Source organism: Massilia sp. Root418, from assembly GCF_001425265.1.
GTDB lineage: Bacteria > Pseudomonadota > Gammaproteobacteria > Burkholderiales > Burkholderiaceae_D > Rugamonas.
In genome coordinates, this window is the sequence record NZ_LMEC01000025.1 from 44,950 (window position 1) to 64,863 (window position 19,914).

Here is a 19,914-nt window from a genome sequence, read left to right on the forward strand (position 1 = left end):
GACAGGGAGACAGCGAGCATGAACAAGACTGTCATCAACCAGCGGCGCCGCGCGCTCCTGAAGGGCGCGTCCGCCGCCGCCGCGCTGGCGGCCAGCGCACCGGCCATGCCGGCAGGTCTGGCCGGCCCCGCGTCCGCCGGCCAGCCCGGGACCGGCGCCAGCGTTGCCGGCAGCGGGGGCAGCCCCGCAGCGCGCAGCGCGGCCGAATCAGCGGGGGCAATGGATGCCATAGCCGATCCGTGGGCGCGCGCCGACCGCATCATCGCAGCCTTCGCCAAACCGCTGTCCTTCCCGGCGCGGGACTTCGTCATCACGGCCTACGGCGCCAGGCCCTGCGCCATGGCCGACGCAGTGCCGGTGGCCGGTGCGCACGGCACGCCGCCGGCCACGCAGGCCGCGCCGGCGCCGGGCTCGCCGGACAGCCACCCCGCCATCCGCGCGGCCATTGCCGCAGCCAGCAAGGCCGGCGGCGGACGGGTGCTGATCCCGGCCGGCGACTGGTACTGCAAAGGCCCCATCGTGCTGCTGTCCAATGTGAACGTGCACCTGGCGGCAGGCGCGCGCGTGCACTTCAGCGCCAACCCGGCCGACTATGCGCGCGACGGCGACTTCGACTGCGGCGCGAACGGCAAGCTGGTGCTGTCGCGCTGGCAGGGCAACGACTGCCTGAACTACTCGCCCATGGTGTATGCCCGCAACCAGGCCAACATCGCCATCACCGGCGAAGACTGGACCAGCATCCTGAACGGCCAGGGCAACGTGCCCTTCGAAGACACCGGCATGGGCAGCGGCGGCTGGTGGGGCTGGGCCGCGCGCAAGCCGGCCGGCGTGACCGCGCGCCAGAACGTCAACAACGACGCCAACCCCGCCTCGCTGTCCGCGCTCGCACCGCAGCTGAGCCCCGCCGGGCTTGCGCTCATCAAGGGTGCCCACGCGGATTGGCGCAGCGACGAAAAATACCTGCCTGCGCTGTCGGAAGCGCGCGTGCCGCCCGAACGCCGCGTGTTCGGCATCGGCCACTACCTGCGGCCCTGCATGGTGGAATTCATCGGCTGCACCGATGTGCTGATGCAGGGCTACCAGGTGGTCAACACGCCGTTCTGGCAGCACCACCCGGTCAACTGCCGCAATGTGCACATCAGGAAGGTGCGCATGGAAAGCATGGGACCGAACTCGGACGGCTTCGACCCGGAATCCTGCGACACCATCCTGGTGGACGGCTGCCTGTTCAACACCGGCGACGACTGCATCGCCATCAAGGCCGGCAAGAACACCGACGTGCAGTACGGCCCCACGCGCAACATGGTGGTCCAGAACAGCGTCATGAATACCGGCCATGGCGCCATCACGCTGGGCAGCGAAATGGCGGCCGGCATAGAGCACATCTATGCGCAGAACCTAGACGTGCGCAATATGCACTGGGCCACCGATCCGCTCGGCACCGCCATCCGCATGAAAACCAATATGAACCGGGGCGGCTTCCTGCGCCACTTCTACGTGCGCCAGCTGACCCTGGCCAACGGCGTGCGCACCAAGGCGGGCTTCTACACGCCCATCCCGGGCGGCGCGGTCGCACCGAAGACCGTGGCCACCGGCGGCGGCGCCGTCATCACCATCGACTGCGACTACACGCCGGCATTCGACAGCGTGCGCACCCGGCCGCCGGAAGTATCGGACATCCATATTTCGGACGTGCGCGTGTCCAACGTGCAGACGGAAGACGGCGCCTACTCCTGCTACCAGGCCTTCGTGCTGCTGGGCCCCGTGGCGCACAGCTACAACGGCCCGGCCGGGGTGCCGCTGCTGCCGCTGTCCAACGTCAGCATCAGCCGTTGCAATTTCGGCACGCCGCGCGCCGCTGAGCCCTGGTTTGTGCACAACGCGCGCAACGTGGTATTGCGCGACGTGACCATCGCCGGCAAGCGCTACGACACGCGGCTGTAGTCTCGGCGGGTTACGCGCAAGCGCTAACCCGCCCTACGGTCCGGCCGCGGTACGTAGGGCGGGTTAGCGCCGCAGGCGCGTAACCCGCCGGGCAGCCGTTGACCTGCGCAATGTTTAGGCCGATACTTGCAGCGTTTTTGCCTATCCATTACCCAAGGAGGTTCACAGTGAAAAACGCCATGCTAGCCACCCTGCTGCTATCCGCAGCTGCGGCGCAGGCCAACGAAACGCCCAAATTCGATCCGCAGCGCCTGTCGCAGGACGTCAAGGTTTTATCATCGGACGAATTCGAAGGCCGTGGGCCGAACACCGCTGGCGAAACCAAAACCGTGGACTACCTGATCGAGCAGTTCAAGGCCGCCGGCATGCAGCCGGGCGGCGACCTGGTCAAGAGCAAGCGCAGCTGGACCCAGGAAGTGCCCCTGGGCCGCTTTGAAATCCAGGGCCCGGTCACCCTGACGCTGAACGACGCCAAGGGCAGCCAGCCCTTCCTGCAGGGCGACCAGATGGCCGTGCGCGCCGCCATGAACGGCGCCAAGCGCGTGGACTTCGACAAGGCGCCGCTGGTGTTCGTGGGCTACGGCGTGAACGCGCCCGAACGCAAGTGGGATGACTTCAAGGGCCTGGACCTGAAGGGCAAGCTGGCCGTGGTGCTGATCAACGACCCGGACTTCGAAACCGGTGAAGGCGATTTCGGCGGCAAGGCCATGACCTACTACGGCCGCTGGACCTACAAGTATGAAGAGATGGCGCGCCGCGGCGCGCTGGGCACCATCATCGTGCACGAAACCGCGCCTGCCTCCTACGGCTGGCCGACGGTGAAGAACTCCAACACCAACACCATGTACGACATCGTGCGCAAGCAGCCGGGCAAGGCGCACGCGCCGATGGAAGCCTGGATCCAGCGCGACGTGGCGGTGGACCTGTTCAAGCGCGCCGGCCTGGATTTCGAGGCGGCCAAGAAGCAGGCGCAAACGCGCGCCTTCAAGCCGCTGCCGCTCACCGGCCTGACCCTGTCCGCGCACTACGCGGTGGACACGCAGGTGATCAAGTCCAAGAACGTGGCCGCCCTGCTGCCTGGCAGCGAGCGTCCCAACCAGACCGTGATCTACAGTGGCCACTGGGACCACCTGGGCGTCGGCCTGCCGGACGCCAAGGGCGACAAGATCTACAACGGCGCAGTGGACAACGCCACCGGCATCGCCGCCCTGCTGGAACTGGCGCGCGTGTACGGCAAGCAGCCGGCGCCCAAGCGCAGCGTGGTGTTCCTGGCCGTGACGGCCGAGGAAAAAGGCCTGCTGGGTTCCGAATACTACGGCGCCTATCCCCTGTATCCGCTGGACCAGACCGCAGGCGTGATCAATATGGACGCCCTGAGCCCCATGGGCCCTGCGCGCAACTTCACCATTTCCGGCAGCGCCAAGCTGGAACTGATCGACCAGACCATCGAAAAAGCCAAGCAGTGGAACATGGCCTACACGCCTGATCCGAAGCCGGAAGCGGGCCACTTCTTCCGCTCCGACCACTTCTCCATGGCCAAGCGCGGCGTGCCGGCGTTCTCCATCGGTTCCGGCGAAGACTGGATCGACGGCGGCCTGGCGGCAGGCAAGGCGGCCGAGGAAGCCTACAACACCAACAACTACCACCAGCCGTCCGACGAATGGAGCGCACAGTGGCCGTTCACCGGCATGGCGCGCGACCTGGAATTGCTGTACACGGTGGGCCGCGACCTGGCCGACTCCAAGGCCTGGCCGAACTGGGGCAAGGACTCCGAGTTCCGCGCCATCCGCGACCAGAGCGCCGCCAAGCGCAAATAAGCACAGCCCTCAAGCTGAAAGCCCGCTCAATGATGAGCGGGCTTTTTTTTGCGGCGGCTAGCCGCGCAGATACGCTTCCAGCTGATCGAACGTGCCGCCGTAACCTTGCTGCAAGGAAGGGCGCAGTTCGTCGAAGAACTGATACTCGGGAGCGGTTTCGCCGAAGGGGATAGCGCTCAGGGCCACCGTGGTGACGCCGTCCCGTTCGCTGAACACCACCGTGTTTTCAATCTCCAGCGGACAGGCAGGGCTGAACGGCGCGCGCTCGATGCCGCAGCGCTCGTTGGCGAAGGAGTTCAGCCACACGATGCGCTCCTGCGGCGCGATCTCGCGGTAGTTGAAGCGGCCGAACATGGGCGGTGCGCCGTCGAACAGCATGGCGTAATGGAAAAAGCCGCCGGGACGGAACTCCAGCCGCTTCACTTCCACCTTGCAGCCCTGCGGTCCCCACCATTGCCGCAGGCGCTCCGCTTCGGTCCAGGCTTGCCAGACCGTGGCGAGCGGCTGCGAATAATGGCGCGTGATCGTGAATGCTTGTTTCATGTGGTTTTCCCTTCCTTGTTGAGATAGTCGCCCAGCCGGTCGAAGCGGTCCTCCCACAGGATGCGGTAGGTGTCCAGCCAGTCCGACACTTCTTTTAGCCGCGCCGCCTCCAGCTTGCAAGGCCGGGTCTGTGCCAGGCGGCTGCGCGACACCAGGCCGGCCTGCTCCAGCACCTTGATGTGCTTGGAAATGGCCGGTTGCGTCATGGCGAACGGCTCCGCCAATTCGTTGACGGTGGCCTCGCCGGACGCCAGCCGGTCCAGGATGGCGCGCCGCGTCGGATCGGCCAGCGCGGCGAAGGCGCGGTTCAGTGCTTCCTGCTGCATGAAAGGCCTCTTTCTTACATAACCAGTTGGTAATATAGGATGGATAGCGGGTAGGGTCAAGCATTGCTTTTCCGCCCGGCACGCTAGCGCCGCCGCCGCTGGCGCACTCCTATAATCGGCCAACAACTCAAGCAAAGGAGGTTCCCATGACGCAAGCACAAACCGGACAGGAACAGGCTGGAACCCTGGCAGGCAAGAAGGTGGCGGTGCTGATGACGGACGGCGTGGAGCAGGTTGAGTACCTGGAGCCGCGCCGCTTCCTGGAGCAGCACGGCGCGCAGGTGACGCTGATCTCCCCCAAGGCCAAGGGTGAGCAGGTGCAGGGCTTCAACCACATGACGCCTGGCGATAAATTCGAAGTGGAAATGGACGTGCGCGACGCGCGCCCGACCGAGTTCGACGCGCTGGTGCTGCCGGGCGGCGTAGCCAACCCGGACCAGCTGCGGCTGAGCACGGAGTCCATCTCCTTCATCCGCGAATTCGGCCGCGAGGACAAACCCATCGCGGCGATCTGCCACGGCCCGTGGACCCTGATCGACGCCGGCCTGGCCAAGGCCAGGCACGTGACCAGCTGGCCCAGCTTGCAGCAAGACCTGCGCAACGCGGGCGCCGACTGGACCGATGATGAGGTGGTGGTGGACGGCAAGCTGGTCACCAGCCGCAAGCCGGACGACCTGCCGGCCTTCAACGACGCGCTGCTGCGCGAACTGCAGACGTCCGCGCAGGCGGCCAGCACCGGGCCGTCGTCATAAACGAAAAAGCCGCCCGGCTTGCACCGGGCGGCTTGGGGGGGCGTAGCCCCGTGGGACTGCGTTGGTATCAGGTTGGTACGGCTACTATCAGAAGCGGTAGTTCAGCGACGCCGCGAAGGTGCGGCCCAGCTGGCTGAACTGCGAACCGTCATAGGTTACCATCGAGTAGCGCCCATTGAAAGTGATCAGATTACGCTGCACTTCGGCCGGCGTCATGCCGTAGGCATCGACGGTTTTCGCGTCCAGCAGTTGCTGGCCTGCCGAGTTCAGCGCACGGATGCGCCACTTCGGCGTCACGTTGAACATATTGTTCACGTTAAACGACAAGGTGGTGGACTTGGTCAGGTTGTAGTTCAGCGCGAAGTCCGTCAGGGTCTTGGTCTTGAACGCCGTTTCCAGGTTCGCATCCAGGCCGGCCTGGCGGAAGTAGGTCGGGCCGAACACCGTGTTGTTCAGGGACAGGTTCAAGTCCTTGTAGTCCCAGTCCGCACCGATGATGGTCTTGAACTTCGGACGCGAAGTAAACATCAGCGCTTCCTGCGTAGCGTCCAGCACCGACTGGTTGGCCGTGGCCACCGGGCCCGGATTGTTGACCGCACCGTCGCGCTCGTTTTTCAGCGAGTAGTTGCCGGACAGGTTGAGCGTCAGCTTGCCGCCGCCCAGCGGGATGTTCTTACGCGAAAGCACGTAGTCGATGCCCGAGGTTACGCTGTCGAGGGCGTTGACGAAGAAGCTGACGGAGACAATGCCGTTGGCTTTCAGGATCTGGTCCAGCGCCTGCTTGGGATCGCCGCTCGGCTTGATTTCCTTGCCCAGGATAATGCGGTCCTTCACGCGGATGTGGTAGAAGTCCACCGTCACGCTGGTGTCGGCGTCAGGCTTCAGGCCCAGGCCGACAGTGATATTGTTCGACTTCTCCGCCTTCAGCTTGGGCACGCCCAGCGCCACGGCCTGCGCCGAGACGTTGTTCACCAGGCCGGACACCTGGATGCCCGAACCCGGCACGAAGGAGTACTGGGCCTTCTGGGTGAAGGTCTGCGCCAATGACGGCGCGCGGAAGCCGGTGGAGGCCGAGCCGCGCAGCGTGACCTGTTCGTTCACCTTGTAGCGGGTCGATGCTTTCCACACAAAGGCGCTGCCGAAGTCGGTGTATTTCTCGAAGCGGCCGGTGCCGTCGATCAGCAGCGCGTCGCTGATGTCCCAGGTGGCGCCGCCGTACACGCCGTAGTTCGAGCGCGACGAGGGGAAGGAATTTTCCGGCGAGTTGCCGGCGTACGAGTCCGCACCGCCCAGGATGTAGGACGCTTCTTCGCCCGCGATCACCGAATATTTTTCGTGGCGCAGCTCGGTGCCCGCGTAGGCGTTCACGGTAGGCGTGATCTGCTTGGAGATGTCGCCGTTGAACACGAAGTGCTCGAACTTCACGCCGCCGGCGTTGAAGCTGGTTGGCGAGTGCACCTTGCTGGTGCCGGCCAGGAAGGCGTCTTCCATGCCGCGGTTCACCGAATTGGCCACGCCGTATTCCTGCTCATTGCCGCCGTAGGTCAGGCTCACGTCGGCGTTCCAGCCTGCCAGCGGGAACTTCACGCCGCCGGTGGCGTTGTAGTCGTCCAGCTTGCCGATGAAGCTGGGCACGTAGCCGAGGTAAGGCGTGCCGGCCGGGTGCAGCAGGCCGTAGTCGGTGGGGCGCCAGTACGGGGTACGGTAGTTGGCGAAGGAATCGATTTTCTTGTGGATGTAAGCGGCGTTGCCGTACACCGACACGCCGTCGCTCAGCTCGTAGCGGCTGTTGACCAGGCCCTTGAAAGCTTCGGTGGCGGGCGAACCATTGATGTTGCCGGCGTCCGGCTTGACGGCCAGGAAGTTCTGCACTTCCTTGATGGTGGCGCCGAAGTCGCTCGCGTCGCCGCGCGCATCGACCAGGCCGGGACGGTTGGACAGCTTGGTCTTGGACACGTCCAGGGTGAAGTTAATGAAACCCTGGTCGCCCAGCGCGATGCCCTTGTTCAGGCTCAGGCCGCCCATCTCGCCGTCGCTCTCGTGGGTGATGCCGGCGCGCGCGGTCAGCGAGCCGCCTTCGGCCGCGTCCTTCAGGATGATGTTGACCACGCCGGCAATGGCGTCCGAGCCGTACTGGGCGGACGCGCCGTCGCGCAGCACTTCGATGCGCTTGATGGCGTCGGCGGGAATGGCGGAAATGTCGGCGCCGCTTTCGCCGCGGCCGGGGGAAGTCTGGGTGTAGATCAGCGAACTGGAGTTCTTGCGTTTGCCGTTAATCAGGATCAGCACGCGGCTCGGACCCATGTTGCGGATTTCGTAGGGGTCCAGCAGGGAAGTGGCATCGTTGACCGGCGTCTGCACGGTGTTGAAGGAAGGCACGCGGAACTGCAGCGATTTGTCCAGCGTGTTCTGGCCGGTCTTGGTCAGCTCGCGCGAACTGAGAATATCGATCGGCACCGGCGTGTCGACCAGGGTGCGCTGCGCGCCGCGGCTACCGGTCGAAACAATCACCACCTTCTGGATGTCTTCCGCCGCAGCTTCGGCGGCGGCCGGCGCGGTGGCGGCGGGCTTTACTTCCTGGGCCAGAATGTAGGGGCTGGCGGACAACATCAACACGGCAAACGGAAAACTTTTCTTCACGGATCTTCTCTCTTGTAACGGTGTTTTCTAGGTATGGATGCGCTTGTGGCGGTGTTACGAAGATTGAATGTATATGTAACATTGCTATGCGTCCATTCAATACGGTTATGGAAGCAGGAATACAACGTTCCGCAATGTTTCCAAAGAAGTCTTGTGATACTTGGTACGTTTCTTGTGTAAGATGAGACGCGGGCCGTCCGCGCGGCGAACGATACCACTTTATTTTTGGTGCTTGACTACGGGGCGGAAATCGGGCCGCGCGAACGGCGGCCCGGCGGGTCAGCGGCGCGGCTTGCCGGGCGCCTTGGGGACTGCGGAGGCCGATGTGTACAGGGTTTTCGCATCCTTGTGCGCCTGGTCGATATTGCGCAAGGCGGGATCGTCGTCATGCTTGACGAAGAACTCCGCGTCCTGCGCCGCCACTACCAGTTTGATGGCGGCCGCATCGGCCAGGTTGTATTTTTCGACGATCAGTGTGGTTACTTCGTCGAGATACTCTTCGTATGTCATTGCACTTGCCATTTTATTTCCTGAATGTGTCGCCGAAGAAGTCGCCTTTGTTCCAGGTGGGCTTGTCAGCCGCATTGGCGATCTCCAGCGCGATGTTGTAGTTGAGCTGCGCGAAGCGCGCAGCGGCGTCGAAATTGAAGGGCAGCTTCAGGTCGTCCGTGGGCTGGTGGTAGTTCGTGCTCAGGAAATGTTCCCATTGCTTGGCGCCGTCCTCGCCCTTCTGGAAGGACGCCATGCCGGTGGCCAGGAAGATCGACGGTATGCCCTGGCGCACGAACATATAGTGGTCGGAACGGGTGAACAAGCCCTGCTCCGGCCACGGGTCGGAAATCAGCTCCAGGTTCATCGGCTTGAGCGCGCGCGTGAGGTTGCCCTTCAGGCTGGAATGCTCGGCGCCGAAGGCCATCACGTTCTTGAAGTCGAAGGTCAGCAGCGGCATGTCGAGGTTGACGTTGGCCACGATGGCGCCGGCCGGCACGGTGGGGTTGGTGGCAAAATAGTCCGCGCCCAACAGGCCCTTTTCCTCGCCGGTGACGGCCACGAACAGGATTGAGCGCCTGGGCTTGACCTTGCCCTGGCTGAACAGGCGCGCCGTTTCGATCAGCGTGGCCACGCCGGACGCGTTGTCCATCGCGCCGTTGAAAATGTTGTCGCCGCTCTTTTCCTTGACCTGGCCCAAGTGGTCGAGGTGGGCGCTGAACACCACGTATTCATTCTTCAGCCCGGGGTCGCTACCCTCAATCATGCCAACCACGTTGCTGCTTTTCAGGTCGCTGCGCGTGCTCTGCGACGCCATGCGGGCGGACACGCCCAGGTCGCCGCGCGGCACCGGCTTGTCGGCCGCCACCTGCTCGTAGATGCTGTCCAGTTTCATGCCGGACTGCGCGAACAGCTTGCGCGCGGCAGGCATGCTGAGGGTATAACGGTTTTGCAGCGTGGGCTGCTGGTGCGCCGCCACGCCGTTCTTGTCCACCCAGCTCATGCTGGGTATGTAGCGGTATTCCTTCAGCTTGGCGAAGGGGACGGCTTTCTCCGAACCCGGCGTGGGGATGGTGATCATGCCCACTGCGCCATGGCGGGCCGCCACTTCGCGCTTTTGCTCGCCGCTGGCGAAGTGCGCGCCTTCCTCGGTGGGGAAGCTGCGCGGCTTGCCGGACAAGACCACGACGATCTTGCCCTTCACGTCCACGCCCGCGTAGTCGTGGTGCTGGAGGCGGTCCGCCTCGATGCCGTAGCCGACAAACACCAGCGGCGCGGCGGCGGCTGAGCGGTCTTCCAGCAGGCTGCCGGAGGTCATGTACTCGTCCAGGTAGGCCAGCTTTTCAGTGCCGGCCTTGCTGCTCAGCTCCAGCAGCGGGGACTCCTGCACCAGGCGCGTGGCGCGCAGCGGCACCTGCTGCAGGAAGCTGCCCTGGTCGCCCTTGGGCGCCAGGCCGTATTGCAGGAACTGCGTGGTCACATAGTGCGCTGCGATGTCGTAGCCGCGGCTGCCGGTTTCGCGGCCTTCCAGCAAATCGTCGGCCAGGAAGGTCAGGTGGGCCCTGATCATGTTTTTGTCGGCGCGCACGGGGTCTGTGTCTTGTCCCTGCGCGCCGGCCGCCAGGGCCAGCAGGCCCGCCGCCAGTATCGAGCGATGTTTCAGCACTATGTCTTCCTTTTCGTTTTGTTCGTCAGTTTTGGGGGCGCTTCGGGATCTCCAGGCCGCGCTGCACGGCGGGTCGCGCCAGGCAGCGTTCCAGCCAGGCCGGCACGCGCGAAAGGCTGGCGTAGTCCACCAGCTCGCCCGCGCCGTAGAAGCCGATCAGGTTGCGCACCCAGCCTAACATGGAGATGTCCGCGATGGAATAGCCGTGGTCCATGATGTAGTCGCGGCCTTCCAGGCGCGTCTCCAGCACCGCCAGCAGGCGCTTGGTCTCGTTCACGTAGCGCTGCAGCGGGCGCTTGTCCTCGTATTCGCGGCCGGCGAACTTGTGGAAGAAGCCCACCTGGCCGAACATGGGGCCGATGGCGGCCATCTGGAAGAACACCCACTGGATGGTTTCGTAGCGGGCGGCCGGATCGGCAGGCAGGAACTGGCCGGTTTTCTCGGCCAGGTAGAGCAGGATGGCGCCGGACTCGAACAGCGCCAGCGGCTTGCCGCCCGGGCCGTTGGGGTCGACGATGGCCGGGATCTTGCCGTTCGGGTTGAGCGACCTGAACTCGGGTGTGTTGTTTTCGTCCTTCATGATGTCGACCAGGTGCGGCTCGTAGGCCAGGCCGGTCTCTTCCAGCATGATGGATACTTTCACGCCGTTTGGCGTGGGCAGCGAATACAGCTGGATGCGTTCAGGGTGCTGGGCGGGCCAGCGTTGGGCGATGCTAATGTCGGACATGGGGATCTCCATCTTCAGTGAGAGATGGGAGTGTAGCGCTTGTGCGCGGCACGTGCTGGCGGCGCGTTGGCGGCGCGTTGGCGGCGCGTTGGCGGCGCGTTGGCGGCGCATTGGCGGCGCATTGGCGGGTTACGCGCTGCGCGCTAACCCGCCCTACAGGACAAGGGAGACCGTTGGGCGGATTAGCATTGGCGGGTCACGCGGCCGGATGGGAGACCGTAGGGCGGGTTAGCGGGAACCGCGTAACCCGCCGCGCTCCGCCTGCGGCCCTAAACCTGCCACGCCTGCGCCAGCACCGCCCCGCAATCGACGCCCGCGTCCAGCGCCCCGAACACCCTGCCCCACTCGCCGTCGTACCGCGTGGCCAGGAACGCCTCCGCCCCAGCCTGCGAGCCCGACTCGCGCATCAGCACCGCCTGCGCCGCCAGCATCAGCCTCTGCGTATAGCGCCGCGCCCCCGCCTCCAACTGCTCCGGCGGCTGGCGCAGCGCGTCGCGCAGGCCCGCGATCTCCGCCCGCAGGCGCGGCTCATCCCCCGCGCGTCTCTGCAAGTCGTCCAGCAGCAGCTGCATGCTGTCAGGATGCCGCGCGATCGCGCGCAGCACGTCCAGGCACATCACATTGCCCGATCCTTCCCAGATCGAATTGACCGGCGCCTCGCGGAACAGGCGCGCCATCGGCCCGTCCTCCACGTAGCCGTTGCCGCCAAAGACCTCCATCGCCTCGCCCGCCAACTCCACCGCGCGCTTGCAGATCCAGAACTTGGCCGCCGGCGTGACGATGCGCTTCCACGCCTGCGCAACCTCGCCCTGCTGGCCGAACGCGTCCGCCAGCTGCATCGACACGCGCAGCGCCGCCTCGCTCTCCAGCGCCATGTCCGCCAGCACGGAGCGCATCAGCGGCTGCTCGATCAGCGTGCGGCCGAAGGCCTTGCGCTGGCGGGTATGGTTCAGCGCCTGCACCAGCGCCTGGCGCATGAAGGCCGCGCTGGAAATGCTGTTGTGCAGCCGTGTATTGGTCGCCATCTCGATGATGGTGGGGATGCCGCGTCCCTCCTCGCCCACCATCACGCCCCAGGCGCCGTGGAATTCCACTTCGCTGCTGGAGTTGGAACGGTTGCCCAGCTTGTCCTTCAGGCGCTGGATGTGGATGGGATTCTTGCTGCCGTCCGGCCGCCAGCGCGGCACGTAGAAGCAGGACAGGCCGGCATCCGTGCGCGCCAGCACCAGGTGCGCGTCGCACATGGGCGCCGAGAAGAACCACTTGTGCCCGACGATGCTGTACTCGCCGCCGCGCCCCGCCGCGCCGCCCGTGTGCGTGGCGCGGGTGGTGTTGGAGCGCACGTCGGTGCCGCCCTGCTTTTCCGTCATGCCCATGCCGACCATGATGGACTTCTTGCCGGCCGCAGGCAGGTCGCGCGCGTCATGCTCGTTGGAGAACAGAAGCGGCTGCAGTTGCGCGAACAGCGCGGGTTCCTGCTGCAGCACCGGGATGCAGGCGAAGGTCATGCTGACCGGGCAGAACGATCCGGCTTCGATCTGGTTGTGCAGGTACTGGCTGGCGGCATAGGCGGTCCATGCGCCGGGACGCTGCTCGGTGAAGGGCTGCGACACCAGGCCGTGGCGGCGCGTGATGGCCAGGAACGCGTGCCAGCTTGGGTGGAATTCCACCACGTCGATGCGCGCGCCGGTGCGGCTGTGGGTGTGCAGCTCGGGCGGATGGCGGTTGGCCAGTTCGCCCATGCGGATCACCGCCTCACTGCCGAGCAGCGCCCCCTGCCCGGCCAGCGCATCGGCATGCCAGCCTGCGCCGCCGCGCTGCACCGCGTCCCGCAGCAGCGGGTCGGTGAGGTAGAGGTTGTAGTCCTTCAGTTCGGCAGCCTGGTTGCTGACCTCGTGGGTTTCCCATTCATCCGATTGCTTGGGTTGCATGGCGGTCTCCGGTATCCTGATCGGACTAGTATAGGATTAAAGCTTGCCATGCATGTTCGGATTTTACCCATGACAGATTCCAGCCGGGCGGCGCGCCAGAAGCCCCGCCGCAGGCCGCTCCAGGCGCGCTCCTGGGCCACGTCGCTGGCCGTGCAGGAAGCCTTTGTTCGGGTTTTACTGGAGCGCGGCTACGACGGCGTGACCATCCGCGAGGTGGCGGCCGTGGCCGGCGTGGGCATCGGCACTTTTTACGCCTACTTCCCCAACAAGGAGGCGCTGGCCGCCGTGTGCCTGCGCACGCGCATGAAGGCGGTCGTCACCGGCCTGGCCGAGCTGTCGGAACCTGGCGGCGCGGCCGCGCCGGCCGCGCTGGCGGACGCCATGCTGGACCGCATGGTGGCGCAGTTCGCCGGCAACGCGGCGCAGTGGCAAGCCTTGCTGCACCTGGAACGGCGCATCTCCACGCCGGAAGCCTATGCGCGGCTGTACCGCATGGCCACCGACATGTGGGCGGCCGCGCTGCGCCGCGCGCTGCGGCAGGAGCAGCCGGGCCGGCCGGAACAGGCCGCCGCGCTGGAGCAGCTCGCGTGGATGGTGCATACGGCGTCCTACGCCCTGCTGACCCAGCGCATCATGCAGGACGGCCCGAAAACCGACGCGGCGGCGCTGCGGCGCCAGCTCGGCGTATTGGTGCACGCCTGCCTGGCGGCCGAGGACTGCCGCCAGCCCCCGGAGGCCGGCGGCGCTTGCTAGCTGCCAGCACCCAGGCCCGTGCGCCGCGCATGGCGTACCATGTGCTTATCCCAACCTGCCGAGAGTCCCGCCATGTTCAAATCCATCCGCCTGCTGCCCTTGCTGCTGGCCGCTTCCAGCGCCTGGGCCGTGTCCCTGGCCGACCTGTCCAACAAGGACGTGAACGCCGCGCTGAAAGCGGCGCTGGAACGCGGCTCCACCGCAGCCGTGAGCAAGCTGGGCGCCGAGAACGGCTTTCTCAACAATGAGAAAGTGAAGATCCAGCTGCCGCGCGTGCTGGAACAAGCCCGCCCCATCCTGAAAATGACGGGTCACGCGCAGCAGCTCGACGAACTGGTGGTGTCGATGAACCACGCCGCCGAAGCGGCCGTGCCGCTGGCCAAGCCGCTGCTGGTGGACGCCGTGAAAAAAATGACGCTGACCGACGCCAAAAACATCCTGAGCGGGGGCGACACCTCGGTCACCGAGTTTTTCCGCGAAAAGACCGCCAGCCAGCTGGGCGTGAAGTTCCTGCCCATCGTGAAGAAAGTCACCGATAAATCCGACCTGTCCGCCAAGTACAACGGCGCCATGGCCAAGGTATCGAAAATGGGCCTGGCGCAGTCCGGCACCGTGGAAGACTATGTAACCGAGCGCGCGCTGGACGGTCTGTTCACCATGATAGGCGAGGAGGAAAAAGCCATCCGCAGCGATCCGCTGGGCACGGGCAGCAAGCTGATCGGAAAAGTGTTCGGTGCGCTGAAGTGAACCGCGCGCTCTGCAATCTTGTCGGAAAACTTTACAGTCCCACCCAGGTCGCCGCGCCAAACCGTTGATTTTGCTGCGCGCAAGGACATGGGCATAAAATATGCTTAATATTTCTCAATTATAAATATTTCTTGAGGTTAAGCATGAAGCGCCTGTTCCTTGCAGCTCTGCTGGCCGCCGCTGCCGCCCTGGCCCACGCCGACATCATCTACGACAACGGCCTGGGTCGGGATGACTCCCTGCGCAGCGGCTACTACTCCACGGCATTGCAGCAGCAGCGCCTCTATGACGATTTCAGCCTGGCCGGCGCCCGCACCATCGACAGCGTGTTCTTCCAGATGGGGCTGACGGAAGACCCTTTCGTCGGCGCCTTCACCTTCACCATCTATAACGACGCCGGCGGCGGCAACATCGGCAGCGCGGTCTACAGCCAGACGCTCAACTATGGCGACTACGCGGCCATTCCCAACGCCATCGTCAGCTACCCCTACACCACTTTCTACGACGTCAGCTTCGCCACGAGCGGGATAACGCTGGGCGCTGGCAACTACCTGCTGAGCTTCTACGGACTGGACCTGGAGTTTCGCACCGCCAACACCGACGACCCGAACGGCGCCTTTCTGATACAGTTCGAAGACAGCGGCGACGTTTTTGAGATCGCCGGCGGCATGCCATTCCGGCTGGACGGCACGACGCCGCCTTCCACCGTGCCGGAACCGTCCACCTTGCTGCTGTCAGGCGCCGCGCTGGGCGCGCTGGCCTTGCAACGGCGGCGGCGCCGCAAAGGCTAGACGTTCGGGTCTGTGAATCTGATTCAAAAATCATATTCCATTCCAACGGATTATCAAGGCAATCGCTGCCCGCCATACTGCTCCCATCAACCAACCAAGGGAGCTGTCATGGATTTGAATCTGCAAGGTAAAACCGCGCTGGTGAGCGCATCGACTTCCGGCATCGGCTACGCCATCGCCAGCCAGTTGCTGGAAGACGGCGCCACGGTCATCGTCAACGGCCGCAGCGCGGCCACGGTGCAGCACGCGGCGGCCGCACTGGGGGAGCGCTTCGGCGCCGGTCGCGTGCTGCCGCTGGTGGCGGACATGAGCGTGGCCGGCAGCGAGCTGGCTGCCGCTGCCGCCTATCCGCAAGTGGACATCCTGGTCAACAACATGGGCAGCTACGCGCTCAGCGACTTCTTCAGCACCAGCGACGCGGACTGGCAAGCCATGTTCGAGACCAATGTGTGGAGTGGCGTGCGCCTGGCGCGCACCTATATGAAGGGCATGCTGGAGCGTGGCCGCGGCCGCGTGATCTTCATTTCCAGCGAAGTGGCGCTCACGCCCATGGCCGCCATGGCGCACTACAGCGCCAGCAAGGCCACCCAGTTGTCGATCTCGCGCAGCCTGGCCGAGCTGACCAAGGGCAGCGCCGTCACCGTCAACTCGGTGCTGCCGGGGCCGACCGAAACCGAGAGCCTGAAGGGCTTCATCGAGTCGGTCAATCCCGGCCTGGCGTATGCGGACGCCGAGCGCAAGTTCATGCAGGAAAACCGGCCGTCGTCGCTGATCTACCGCCTGGCCAAGCCGGCCGAGGTGGCCAATGTGGTGGCCTTCCTGGCCAGCGAGCGCGCCGCCGTCATCAATGGCGCGGCCATCCGTGCCGAGGGCGGCACGGTGCAGACCATCGCCTGATGCGGCTTGCTGCCAGGGCCGGCATTACGGCCAGCGGCGCGGGCTGCGGTACCGGCTGCGTTGCGGGCCTGCGTTTTGGGCCTGCGTTATGGGCCTGCGTTGCGGGCCTGCTTACGAGCCTGCGTTGCGGGCCTGCTTATGGGCCTGCTTACGGGCCCGCGTTGCGGGCCTGCTGCAGCGCCTCCCACAGCTCGCGGTACTGCAGCTGCTCGGCCATCGCCTCGATGCCGCGCGCCAGCACCGGATGCCGCGGCGCCAGCTGCTGCAGCAGCCCGTTGAGCTGATGGCGGTCCAGGTGCTGCACGGCGCTGCACAGCGCGTTGTAGGTGGCGGCATCCAGCGCCTGCACGTCAGCCGGCAGCACCGCGCCTTCGCCGGGCGCGGAGGCGCCGTGGTCCAGGGCCGGCTGCGGCGCCAGCGCAGGCAGCGTGCCAAGCTGGCCGATGTCGCTCAGCGCGCCGGACGCCGGGGCCTGCGCTGCGTCGGTGCGCGACAGCGCCAGCACCTGGTCAATCAGCGTGAGCAAGTGCTTGCCCGAGTAATGGATGAAGCGCAGGTTCTCCAGCTCGTCCTCGCCCAGCGACTGCGAGCGCGTCATCAGTTCCGAAAAGCCGATGACCGCGTTGAGCGGTGTGCGCAATTCGTGGCTCATATTCGACAGGAACACGCTTTTTGCGCGGTTGGCCGCCTCGGCCCGGTCCAGCGCCGCCGCCAGCGCCTGCGTGCGCTCTTCCACCAGCTGCTCCAGCCGGCTGCGGTAGCTGGCCAGCTCTTGCTCGGCCAAGGTGCGCTCGGCGTCGCTGTGCGCCAGTCGCTGCTGGGTTTCCCCTATCCAGCCCAGTACACTGTCGCGGGGCGCGTCCGGCAGCGGCGCGGAAAAGTCGCCGCTGCCCAGGCGTGCGATGTGGCTGTACAACTGCGGCACGGTCCCGCCCAGCACCGCCAGCACTTCCCCGCGAGCCATCCACACTAGCGCCAGCAGCATCGCCACCAGGCACAGGAACACTATCCGCAGCTGCAAGGCGCGCTGCTCGCTCAAGCGCACCGCGTTCAGCGTACGCTCGTCCGTCATGACGGCAAAGGCGCGTATGCGTTCCATGATGCCGGCCTTGGCGCTGTGGTAGGCGGCGTTGTGCAGCGTGGCGGTGGCCTGCGCGCGCGCCGCCGCGCTGGCCGCCGCGTCCGGCCCGGCGTCCGCCACCACGCGCATGGCGGCCAGCTCGGTGGCCGTCAGCAGGTCTGAACGCAGCTTGGCTTGTTCCAGTAGCTCGATCTCCTGCGCCGTGAAGCCGGCGCGGCGTATCAGCTCGCGCAGCGCAACGGCCTGGTCCTGCGGGCCGGCGACGGCGGCGTCCACCGGCAGCAGCTCACGGTATATATCGGGATGCCGGGCGGAGCGCGGCAGGCGGCCGTCCCGCACCGCCAGGATCTGATCGAAATGGCGCCTGTAGACCGCGTCGCCGGTGGCGGCGTAGCTGCGCGCCATGCGGGTCAGCTCATCCGAGGATAGGCGCAGCTCATCGGCCAGGTAGGTGGAGCGCAGGCGCATCTCGTTGGCGGCGTCGATTTTCTTCTCCGCCCGCACATAGAATACAAAGCTGGCGGCCAGCAGCAGCGACACCCCCAGCGTGAGCCAGAGGTGTACGGAAAGGCGGGACAGGCGTCGGTTGGAAGCGGCCGTGCTGGGCATAGGTGATCGGGTCTGCGGGTCTGCGGGTCTGCCGTCTCGGCGCGCCCATGGTATGCCTATCGTCCGGCGCGGGCAAGCGCTGTTGCAATTGGCCCCCGCGATTTTGCAGTTCGTCGCAAAATCCACCATGGCGGCGCGCGCCTCACTACAATGGCCTCACTGACAACTCACTGTACTCAAGGGAATACCATGCGCCGTCTCGTGATCCAAACCGCCATCGCCTCGCTCGCCTTTGCTTCCTTCGCCCACGCCGACGAACAGGTGCGCAACCTGCAGCCATTCACCGCCATCGACAGCAAGGGCGCTTACAGCATCGTGGTGGAAGCCGGCAAAACGCAATCGGTGAAAGTGTCCGGCAACGAGAAGTTCGTCAGCAACCTGGCTACCGAAGTGGTGAACGGCGAACTGAAAATTTACCACCGCGACAGCGGCTCCAAGAACACCAACGGCGAGCCGCGCATCGTGATCACGGTGCCGGCGCTGGTGAAATTCATCGGTGAAGGCGCTGGTGAGACGCAGCTGAAAAACATGGCGGGCGACCGCCTCGACGTGAGCTACCAGGGCGCGGGGCGTTTCGCCGCACAGGGCAAGGTGAAGCTGCTGCGCCTGAAGGCGCAGGGCGTGGGGGAAGTGGACACCAAGGAGCTGGACACCGAGCGGGCCGACGTGAACTTCAACGGTATCGGTAATGTGAAGGTCACCGCGCGCGATACGCTGAACGCGGTGGTGAACGGCATGGGCAGCTTGAATTATTACGGCAAGCCGCGTCATGTGAACAAGACTGTCAACGGGATTGGCAACGTTACGGCCGGCGACTGAGCTTGGCGGGTTACGGCTGCGCCTAACCCGCCCTACGGACCAGTCCACCCCACGCTGCACCTCGTAGGGCGGGTTAGCGCAAAGCGCGTAACCCGCCGTTCACCGCAGGCTGCCCGCCAGGCGCGGCGACGACAGCAACTGGCGGAACGCCGCCCAGCGCTGGGCGCGCGCCGTTTCCGGATCGGTGGACGTGGCGTGGCGCTTCACGTACTCGCCCACCAGGTCCGCGCCCACCGTGTAATTGATCACGTAGCCACGGTTCGCGTCATAAAATCGTATGCGCTGCTCGGCCTTTTCCGGCGGATACAGCAGCACATTGACCAGCCACTCCACGGTTTGCGCGCGCGTGGCCTTGCCGTCCAGGTAGGCGCGGGCGGCGTCGTTGTCGGCGTAGGCAAGCTTGCCGAACAGTTGCGTCAGCGCTGCGTATTTCTCGGCCAGCGCCGGGTCCAGCCCGGCCAGCGGATACAGCACGCCGCGCTCGAACTCCAGCCGCTCCTCCGGCGTGAACGCCATCAGGATGCCGTAGTTGGCACTGCCCTCGGCCACCAGCGACATCGGCGAATACAGTGGATAGACGCTGAACTCCTGCCAGTTCTTGCCCTTGACCAGGGTCTGCTCCAGCAGCGCGTTGTAGACGTGGTGGCCGGGGTAGCCTTCGTGGCAGCCCAGGTCCACCGCACGGTCGATGTAGATCGGGAATTCGGTATTAATCTGGATCAGGCTGTGCGCGTCGCCCTTGTACCAGTTGTAGCCGGACCAGGGCTGGTTCTGCACGAACTCCAGCACGAAGCTTTCGTTGGCCGGCATGGCGATGTACTTCGCGCTGCGCTCGCGGCAGGCGCGGATGGCCGCCTCCATCACGGGGCGCAGCTTGTCCTTGGGGATTTCAACGCGGGCACGGAACGCTTTCACGCGGTCGGCCAGCGGGCCTTCTCCGCCCAGCAGCTTGCCGATGCGGTCCTGCAGTTCCAGATAGTAGGCGCGTCCGTGCTGCGGCGCCACGGCGTTGTACATGACGGCGGTTTCCTCGTCGAAGCTGAACTTCTTCCCGCCCAGCATATCGACCCGCATCACCATGGACTGCAGCTGCTTGTCCAGGAAGGTGATGCGCAGCGCCTCGTCGGCGTCCGCGCCGGCCGGAGGCAGCGCCTTGCGCGCCGCCTCCGCCTCGCTGCGGATGGCGGCCAGGCTCAGTTTCTCCTTGACCGCCTGCTCCTGCAGCTGCGCCGGCCCGTAATAGGCGTCCACATAGGAAGCGTCGTGCTGACCCACGGCCAGCACCAGCTTCATGTAGCGTTCACCCACCTCCTGAACCGGGGCCGCCCAGGCACTGCCTGCGATCAGCATGGCCACTCCTCCCGCAAGCAGTTTCCGCATGC

The 19,914-nt window shown here is 65.4% G+C and carries 17 protein-coding genes; 8 read left to right on the top strand and 9 right to left on the bottom strand.

Annotated elements, in window-relative coordinates:
- The first annotated feature begins 18 nt into the window (after positions 1 to 18).
- Both ASC94_RS27025 and ASC94_RS27030 read left to right on the top strand, forming a co-directional pair.
- Positions 19 to 1,944 (top strand): glycoside hydrolase family 28 protein, encoded by a 1,926-nt coding sequence (locus ASC94_RS27025; RefSeq protein WP_229417426.1) that lies wholly within the window; start codon positions 19 to 21, stop codon positions 1,942 to 1,944.
- Between the two features lie 179 nt (positions 1,945 to 2,123).
- On the top strand, positions 2,124 to 3,761 hold the full coding sequence (locus ASC94_RS27030) for a M28 family metallopeptidase (RefSeq protein ID WP_200955835.1): 1,638 nt from the start codon (positions 2,124 to 2,126) through the stop codon (positions 3,759 to 3,761).
- A gap of 57 nt (positions 3,762 to 3,818) precedes the next feature.
- On the opposite strand, the gene ASC94_RS27035 is transcribed toward ASC94_RS27030, so the two are convergent.
- Together ASC94_RS27035 and ASC94_RS27040 are read right to left on the bottom strand one after the other, a co-directional pair.
- Positions 3,819 to 4,304 (bottom strand): SRPBCC domain-containing protein, encoded by a 486-nt coding sequence (locus ASC94_RS27035; protein WP_056403667.1) that lies wholly within the window; start codon positions 4,302 to 4,304, stop codon positions 3,819 to 3,821.
- Positions 4,301 to 4,630: a helix-turn-helix transcriptional regulator gene (locus ASC94_RS27040; protein WP_056403670.1), complete on the bottom strand. Its 330-nt coding sequence runs from the start codon at positions 4,628 to 4,630 to the stop codon at positions 4,301 to 4,303. The genes ASC94_RS27035 and ASC94_RS27040 overlap by 4 nt, the downstream gene beginning before the upstream one ends.
- Before the next feature lie 146 nt (positions 4,631 to 4,776).
- Here ASC94_RS27040 and ASC94_RS27045 point away from each other — a divergent pair, with 146 nt between their 5' ends.
- Positions 4,777 to 5,382: a type 1 glutamine amidotransferase domain-containing protein gene (locus tag ASC94_RS27045; protein WP_056403673.1), complete on the top strand. Its 606-nt coding sequence runs from the start codon at positions 4,777 to 4,779 to the stop codon at positions 5,380 to 5,382.
- An 87-nt stretch (positions 5,383 to 5,469) separates the two neighbouring features.
- On the opposite strand, the gene ASC94_RS27050 is transcribed toward ASC94_RS27045, so the two are convergent.
- From ASC94_RS27050 to ASC94_RS27070, 5 genes are all read right to left on the bottom strand, one after another.
- Complete coding sequence (locus tag ASC94_RS27050; protein ID WP_229417427.1) at positions 5,470 to 8,022, bottom strand: TonB-dependent siderophore receptor; 2,553 nt, start codon at positions 8,020 to 8,022, stop codon at positions 5,470 to 5,472.
- Positions 8,023 to 8,301: 279 nt separating this feature from the next.
- The gene (locus ASC94_RS27055) at positions 8,302 to 8,532 is read right to left on the bottom strand and encodes a hypothetical protein (RefSeq protein WP_056403676.1); all 231 of its coding nucleotides are present in this window, start codon (positions 8,530 to 8,532) and stop codon (positions 8,302 to 8,304) included.
- A 13-nt stretch (positions 8,533 to 8,545) separates the two neighbouring features.
- Positions 8,546 to 10,177 carry a M28 family metallopeptidase gene (locus ASC94_RS27060; RefSeq protein WP_157201609.1) on the bottom strand — a complete coding sequence of 544 codons (1,632 nt, stop codon included), beginning with the start codon at positions 10,175 to 10,177 and terminating at the stop codon, positions 8,546 to 8,548.
- 25 nt (positions 10,178 to 10,202) lie between these two features.
- On the bottom strand, positions 10,203 to 10,904 hold the full coding sequence (locus ASC94_RS27065; RefSeq protein ID WP_056403680.1) for a glutathione S-transferase N-terminal domain-containing protein: 702 nt from the start codon (positions 10,902 to 10,904) through the stop codon (positions 10,203 to 10,205).
- Between the two features lie 269 nt (positions 10,905 to 11,173).
- Positions 11,174 to 12,835, bottom strand: coding sequence for an isovaleryl-CoA dehydrogenase (locus ASC94_RS27070; RefSeq protein WP_056403685.1), 1,662 nt, complete (start codon positions 12,833 to 12,835; stop codon positions 11,174 to 11,176).
- Between the two features lie 69 nt (positions 12,836 to 12,904).
- On the opposite strand from ASC94_RS27070, the gene ASC94_RS27075 reads away from it, so the two are divergent.
- The 4 genes from ASC94_RS27075 to ASC94_RS27090 all read left to right on the top strand — a co-directional run bounded on the left by ASC94_RS27075 (position 12,905) and on the right by ASC94_RS27090 (position 16,023).
- Positions 12,905 to 13,588 (top strand): TetR/AcrR family transcriptional regulator, encoded by a 684-nt coding sequence (locus tag ASC94_RS27075; RefSeq protein ID WP_056403687.1) that lies wholly within the window; start codon positions 12,905 to 12,907, stop codon positions 13,586 to 13,588.
- Between the two features lie 72 nt (positions 13,589 to 13,660).
- Positions 13,661 to 14,335, top strand: coding sequence for a DUF4197 domain-containing protein (locus ASC94_RS27080; RefSeq protein ID WP_056403690.1), 675 nt, complete (start codon positions 13,661 to 13,663; stop codon positions 14,333 to 14,335).
- A gap of 143 nt (positions 14,336 to 14,478) precedes the next feature.
- Complete coding sequence (locus tag ASC94_RS27085; protein WP_056403693.1) at positions 14,479 to 15,126, top strand: PEP-CTERM sorting domain-containing protein; 648 nt, start codon at positions 14,479 to 14,481, stop codon at positions 15,124 to 15,126.
- 108 nt (positions 15,127 to 15,234) lie between these two features.
- Positions 15,235 to 16,023, top strand: coding sequence for an SDR family NAD(P)-dependent oxidoreductase (locus tag ASC94_RS27090; RefSeq protein ID WP_056403698.1), 789 nt, complete (start codon positions 15,235 to 15,237; stop codon positions 16,021 to 16,023).
- Between the two features lie 148 nt (positions 16,024 to 16,171).
- Here ASC94_RS27090 and ASC94_RS34205 read toward each other — a convergent pair whose 3' ends face one another.
- Positions 16,172 to 17,713, bottom strand: coding sequence for a histidine kinase dimerization/phospho-acceptor domain-containing protein (locus tag ASC94_RS34205; protein WP_056403701.1), 1,542 nt, complete (start codon positions 17,711 to 17,713; stop codon positions 16,172 to 16,174).
- Positions 17,714 to 17,902: 189 nt separating this feature from the next.
- On the opposite strand from ASC94_RS34205, the gene ASC94_RS27100 reads away from it, so the two are divergent.
- Positions 17,903 to 18,532, top strand: coding sequence for a GIN domain-containing protein (locus tag ASC94_RS27100; RefSeq protein WP_056403704.1), 630 nt, complete (start codon positions 17,903 to 17,905; stop codon positions 18,530 to 18,532).
- Positions 18,533 to 18,631: 99 nt separating this feature from the next.
- Here the strand turns inward: ASC94_RS27100 and ASC94_RS27105 are convergent, their stop codons facing one another.
- A complete protein-coding gene (locus tag ASC94_RS27105) occupies positions 18,632 to 19,912 on the bottom strand; it encodes a hypothetical protein (RefSeq protein WP_082616877.1) in 1,281 nt (426 codons plus the stop codon).
- Between the last annotated feature and the right edge of the window lie 2 nt (positions 19,913 to 19,914).

What these genes read in the sequence shown, in the direction of transcription:
- ASC94_RS27025 (WP_229417426.1), top strand. Translation starts at nt 19, where the DNA reads ATGAACAAGACTGTCATCAACCAGCGGCGCCGCGCGCTCCTGAAGGGC.
- ASC94_RS27030 (WP_200955835.1), top strand. Translation starts at nt 2,124, where the DNA reads ATGCTAGCCACCCTGCTGCTATCCGCAGCTGCGGCGCAGGCCAACGAA.
- ASC94_RS27035 (WP_056403667.1), bottom strand. Translation starts at nt 4,304, where the DNA reads ATGAAACAAGCATTCACGATCACGCGCCATTATTCGCAGCCGCTCGCC.
- ASC94_RS27040 (WP_056403670.1), bottom strand. Translation starts at nt 4,630, where the DNA reads ATGCAGCAGGAAGCACTGAACCGCGCCTTCGCCGCGCTGGCCGATCCG.
- ASC94_RS27045 (WP_056403673.1), top strand. Translation starts at nt 4,777, where the DNA reads ATGACGCAAGCACAAACCGGACAGGAACAGGCTGGAACCCTGGCAGGC.
- ASC94_RS27055 (WP_056403676.1), bottom strand. Translation starts at nt 8,532, where the DNA reads ATGACATACGAAGAGTATCTCGACGAAGTAACCACACTGATCGTCGAA.
- ASC94_RS27065 (WP_056403680.1), bottom strand. Translation starts at nt 10,904, where the DNA reads ATGTCCGACATTAGCATCGCCCAACGCTGGCCCGCCCAGCACCCTGAA.
- ASC94_RS27070 (WP_056403685.1), bottom strand. Translation starts at nt 12,835, where the DNA reads ATGCAACCCAAGCAATCGGATGAATGGGAAACCCACGAGGTCAGCAAC.
- ASC94_RS27075 (WP_056403687.1), top strand. Translation starts at nt 12,905, where the DNA reads ATGACAGATTCCAGCCGGGCGGCGCGCCAGAAGCCCCGCCGCAGGCCG.
- ASC94_RS27080 (WP_056403690.1), top strand. Translation starts at nt 13,661, where the DNA reads ATGTTCAAATCCATCCGCCTGCTGCCCTTGCTGCTGGCCGCTTCCAGC.
- ASC94_RS27085 (WP_056403693.1), top strand. Translation starts at nt 14,479, where the DNA reads ATGAAGCGCCTGTTCCTTGCAGCTCTGCTGGCCGCCGCTGCCGCCCTG.
- ASC94_RS27090 (WP_056403698.1), top strand. Translation starts at nt 15,235, where the DNA reads ATGGATTTGAATCTGCAAGGTAAAACCGCGCTGGTGAGCGCATCGACT.
- ASC94_RS34205 (WP_056403701.1), bottom strand. Translation starts at nt 17,713, where the DNA reads ATGCCCAGCACGGCCGCTTCCAACCGACGCCTGTCCCGCCTTTCCGTA.
- ASC94_RS27100 (WP_056403704.1), top strand. Translation starts at nt 17,903, where the DNA reads ATGCGCCGTCTCGTGATCCAAACCGCCATCGCCTCGCTCGCCTTTGCT.
- ASC94_RS27105 (WP_082616877.1), bottom strand. Translation starts at nt 19,912, where the DNA reads ATGCGGAAACTGCTTGCGGGAGGAGTGGCCATGCTGATCGCAGGCAGT.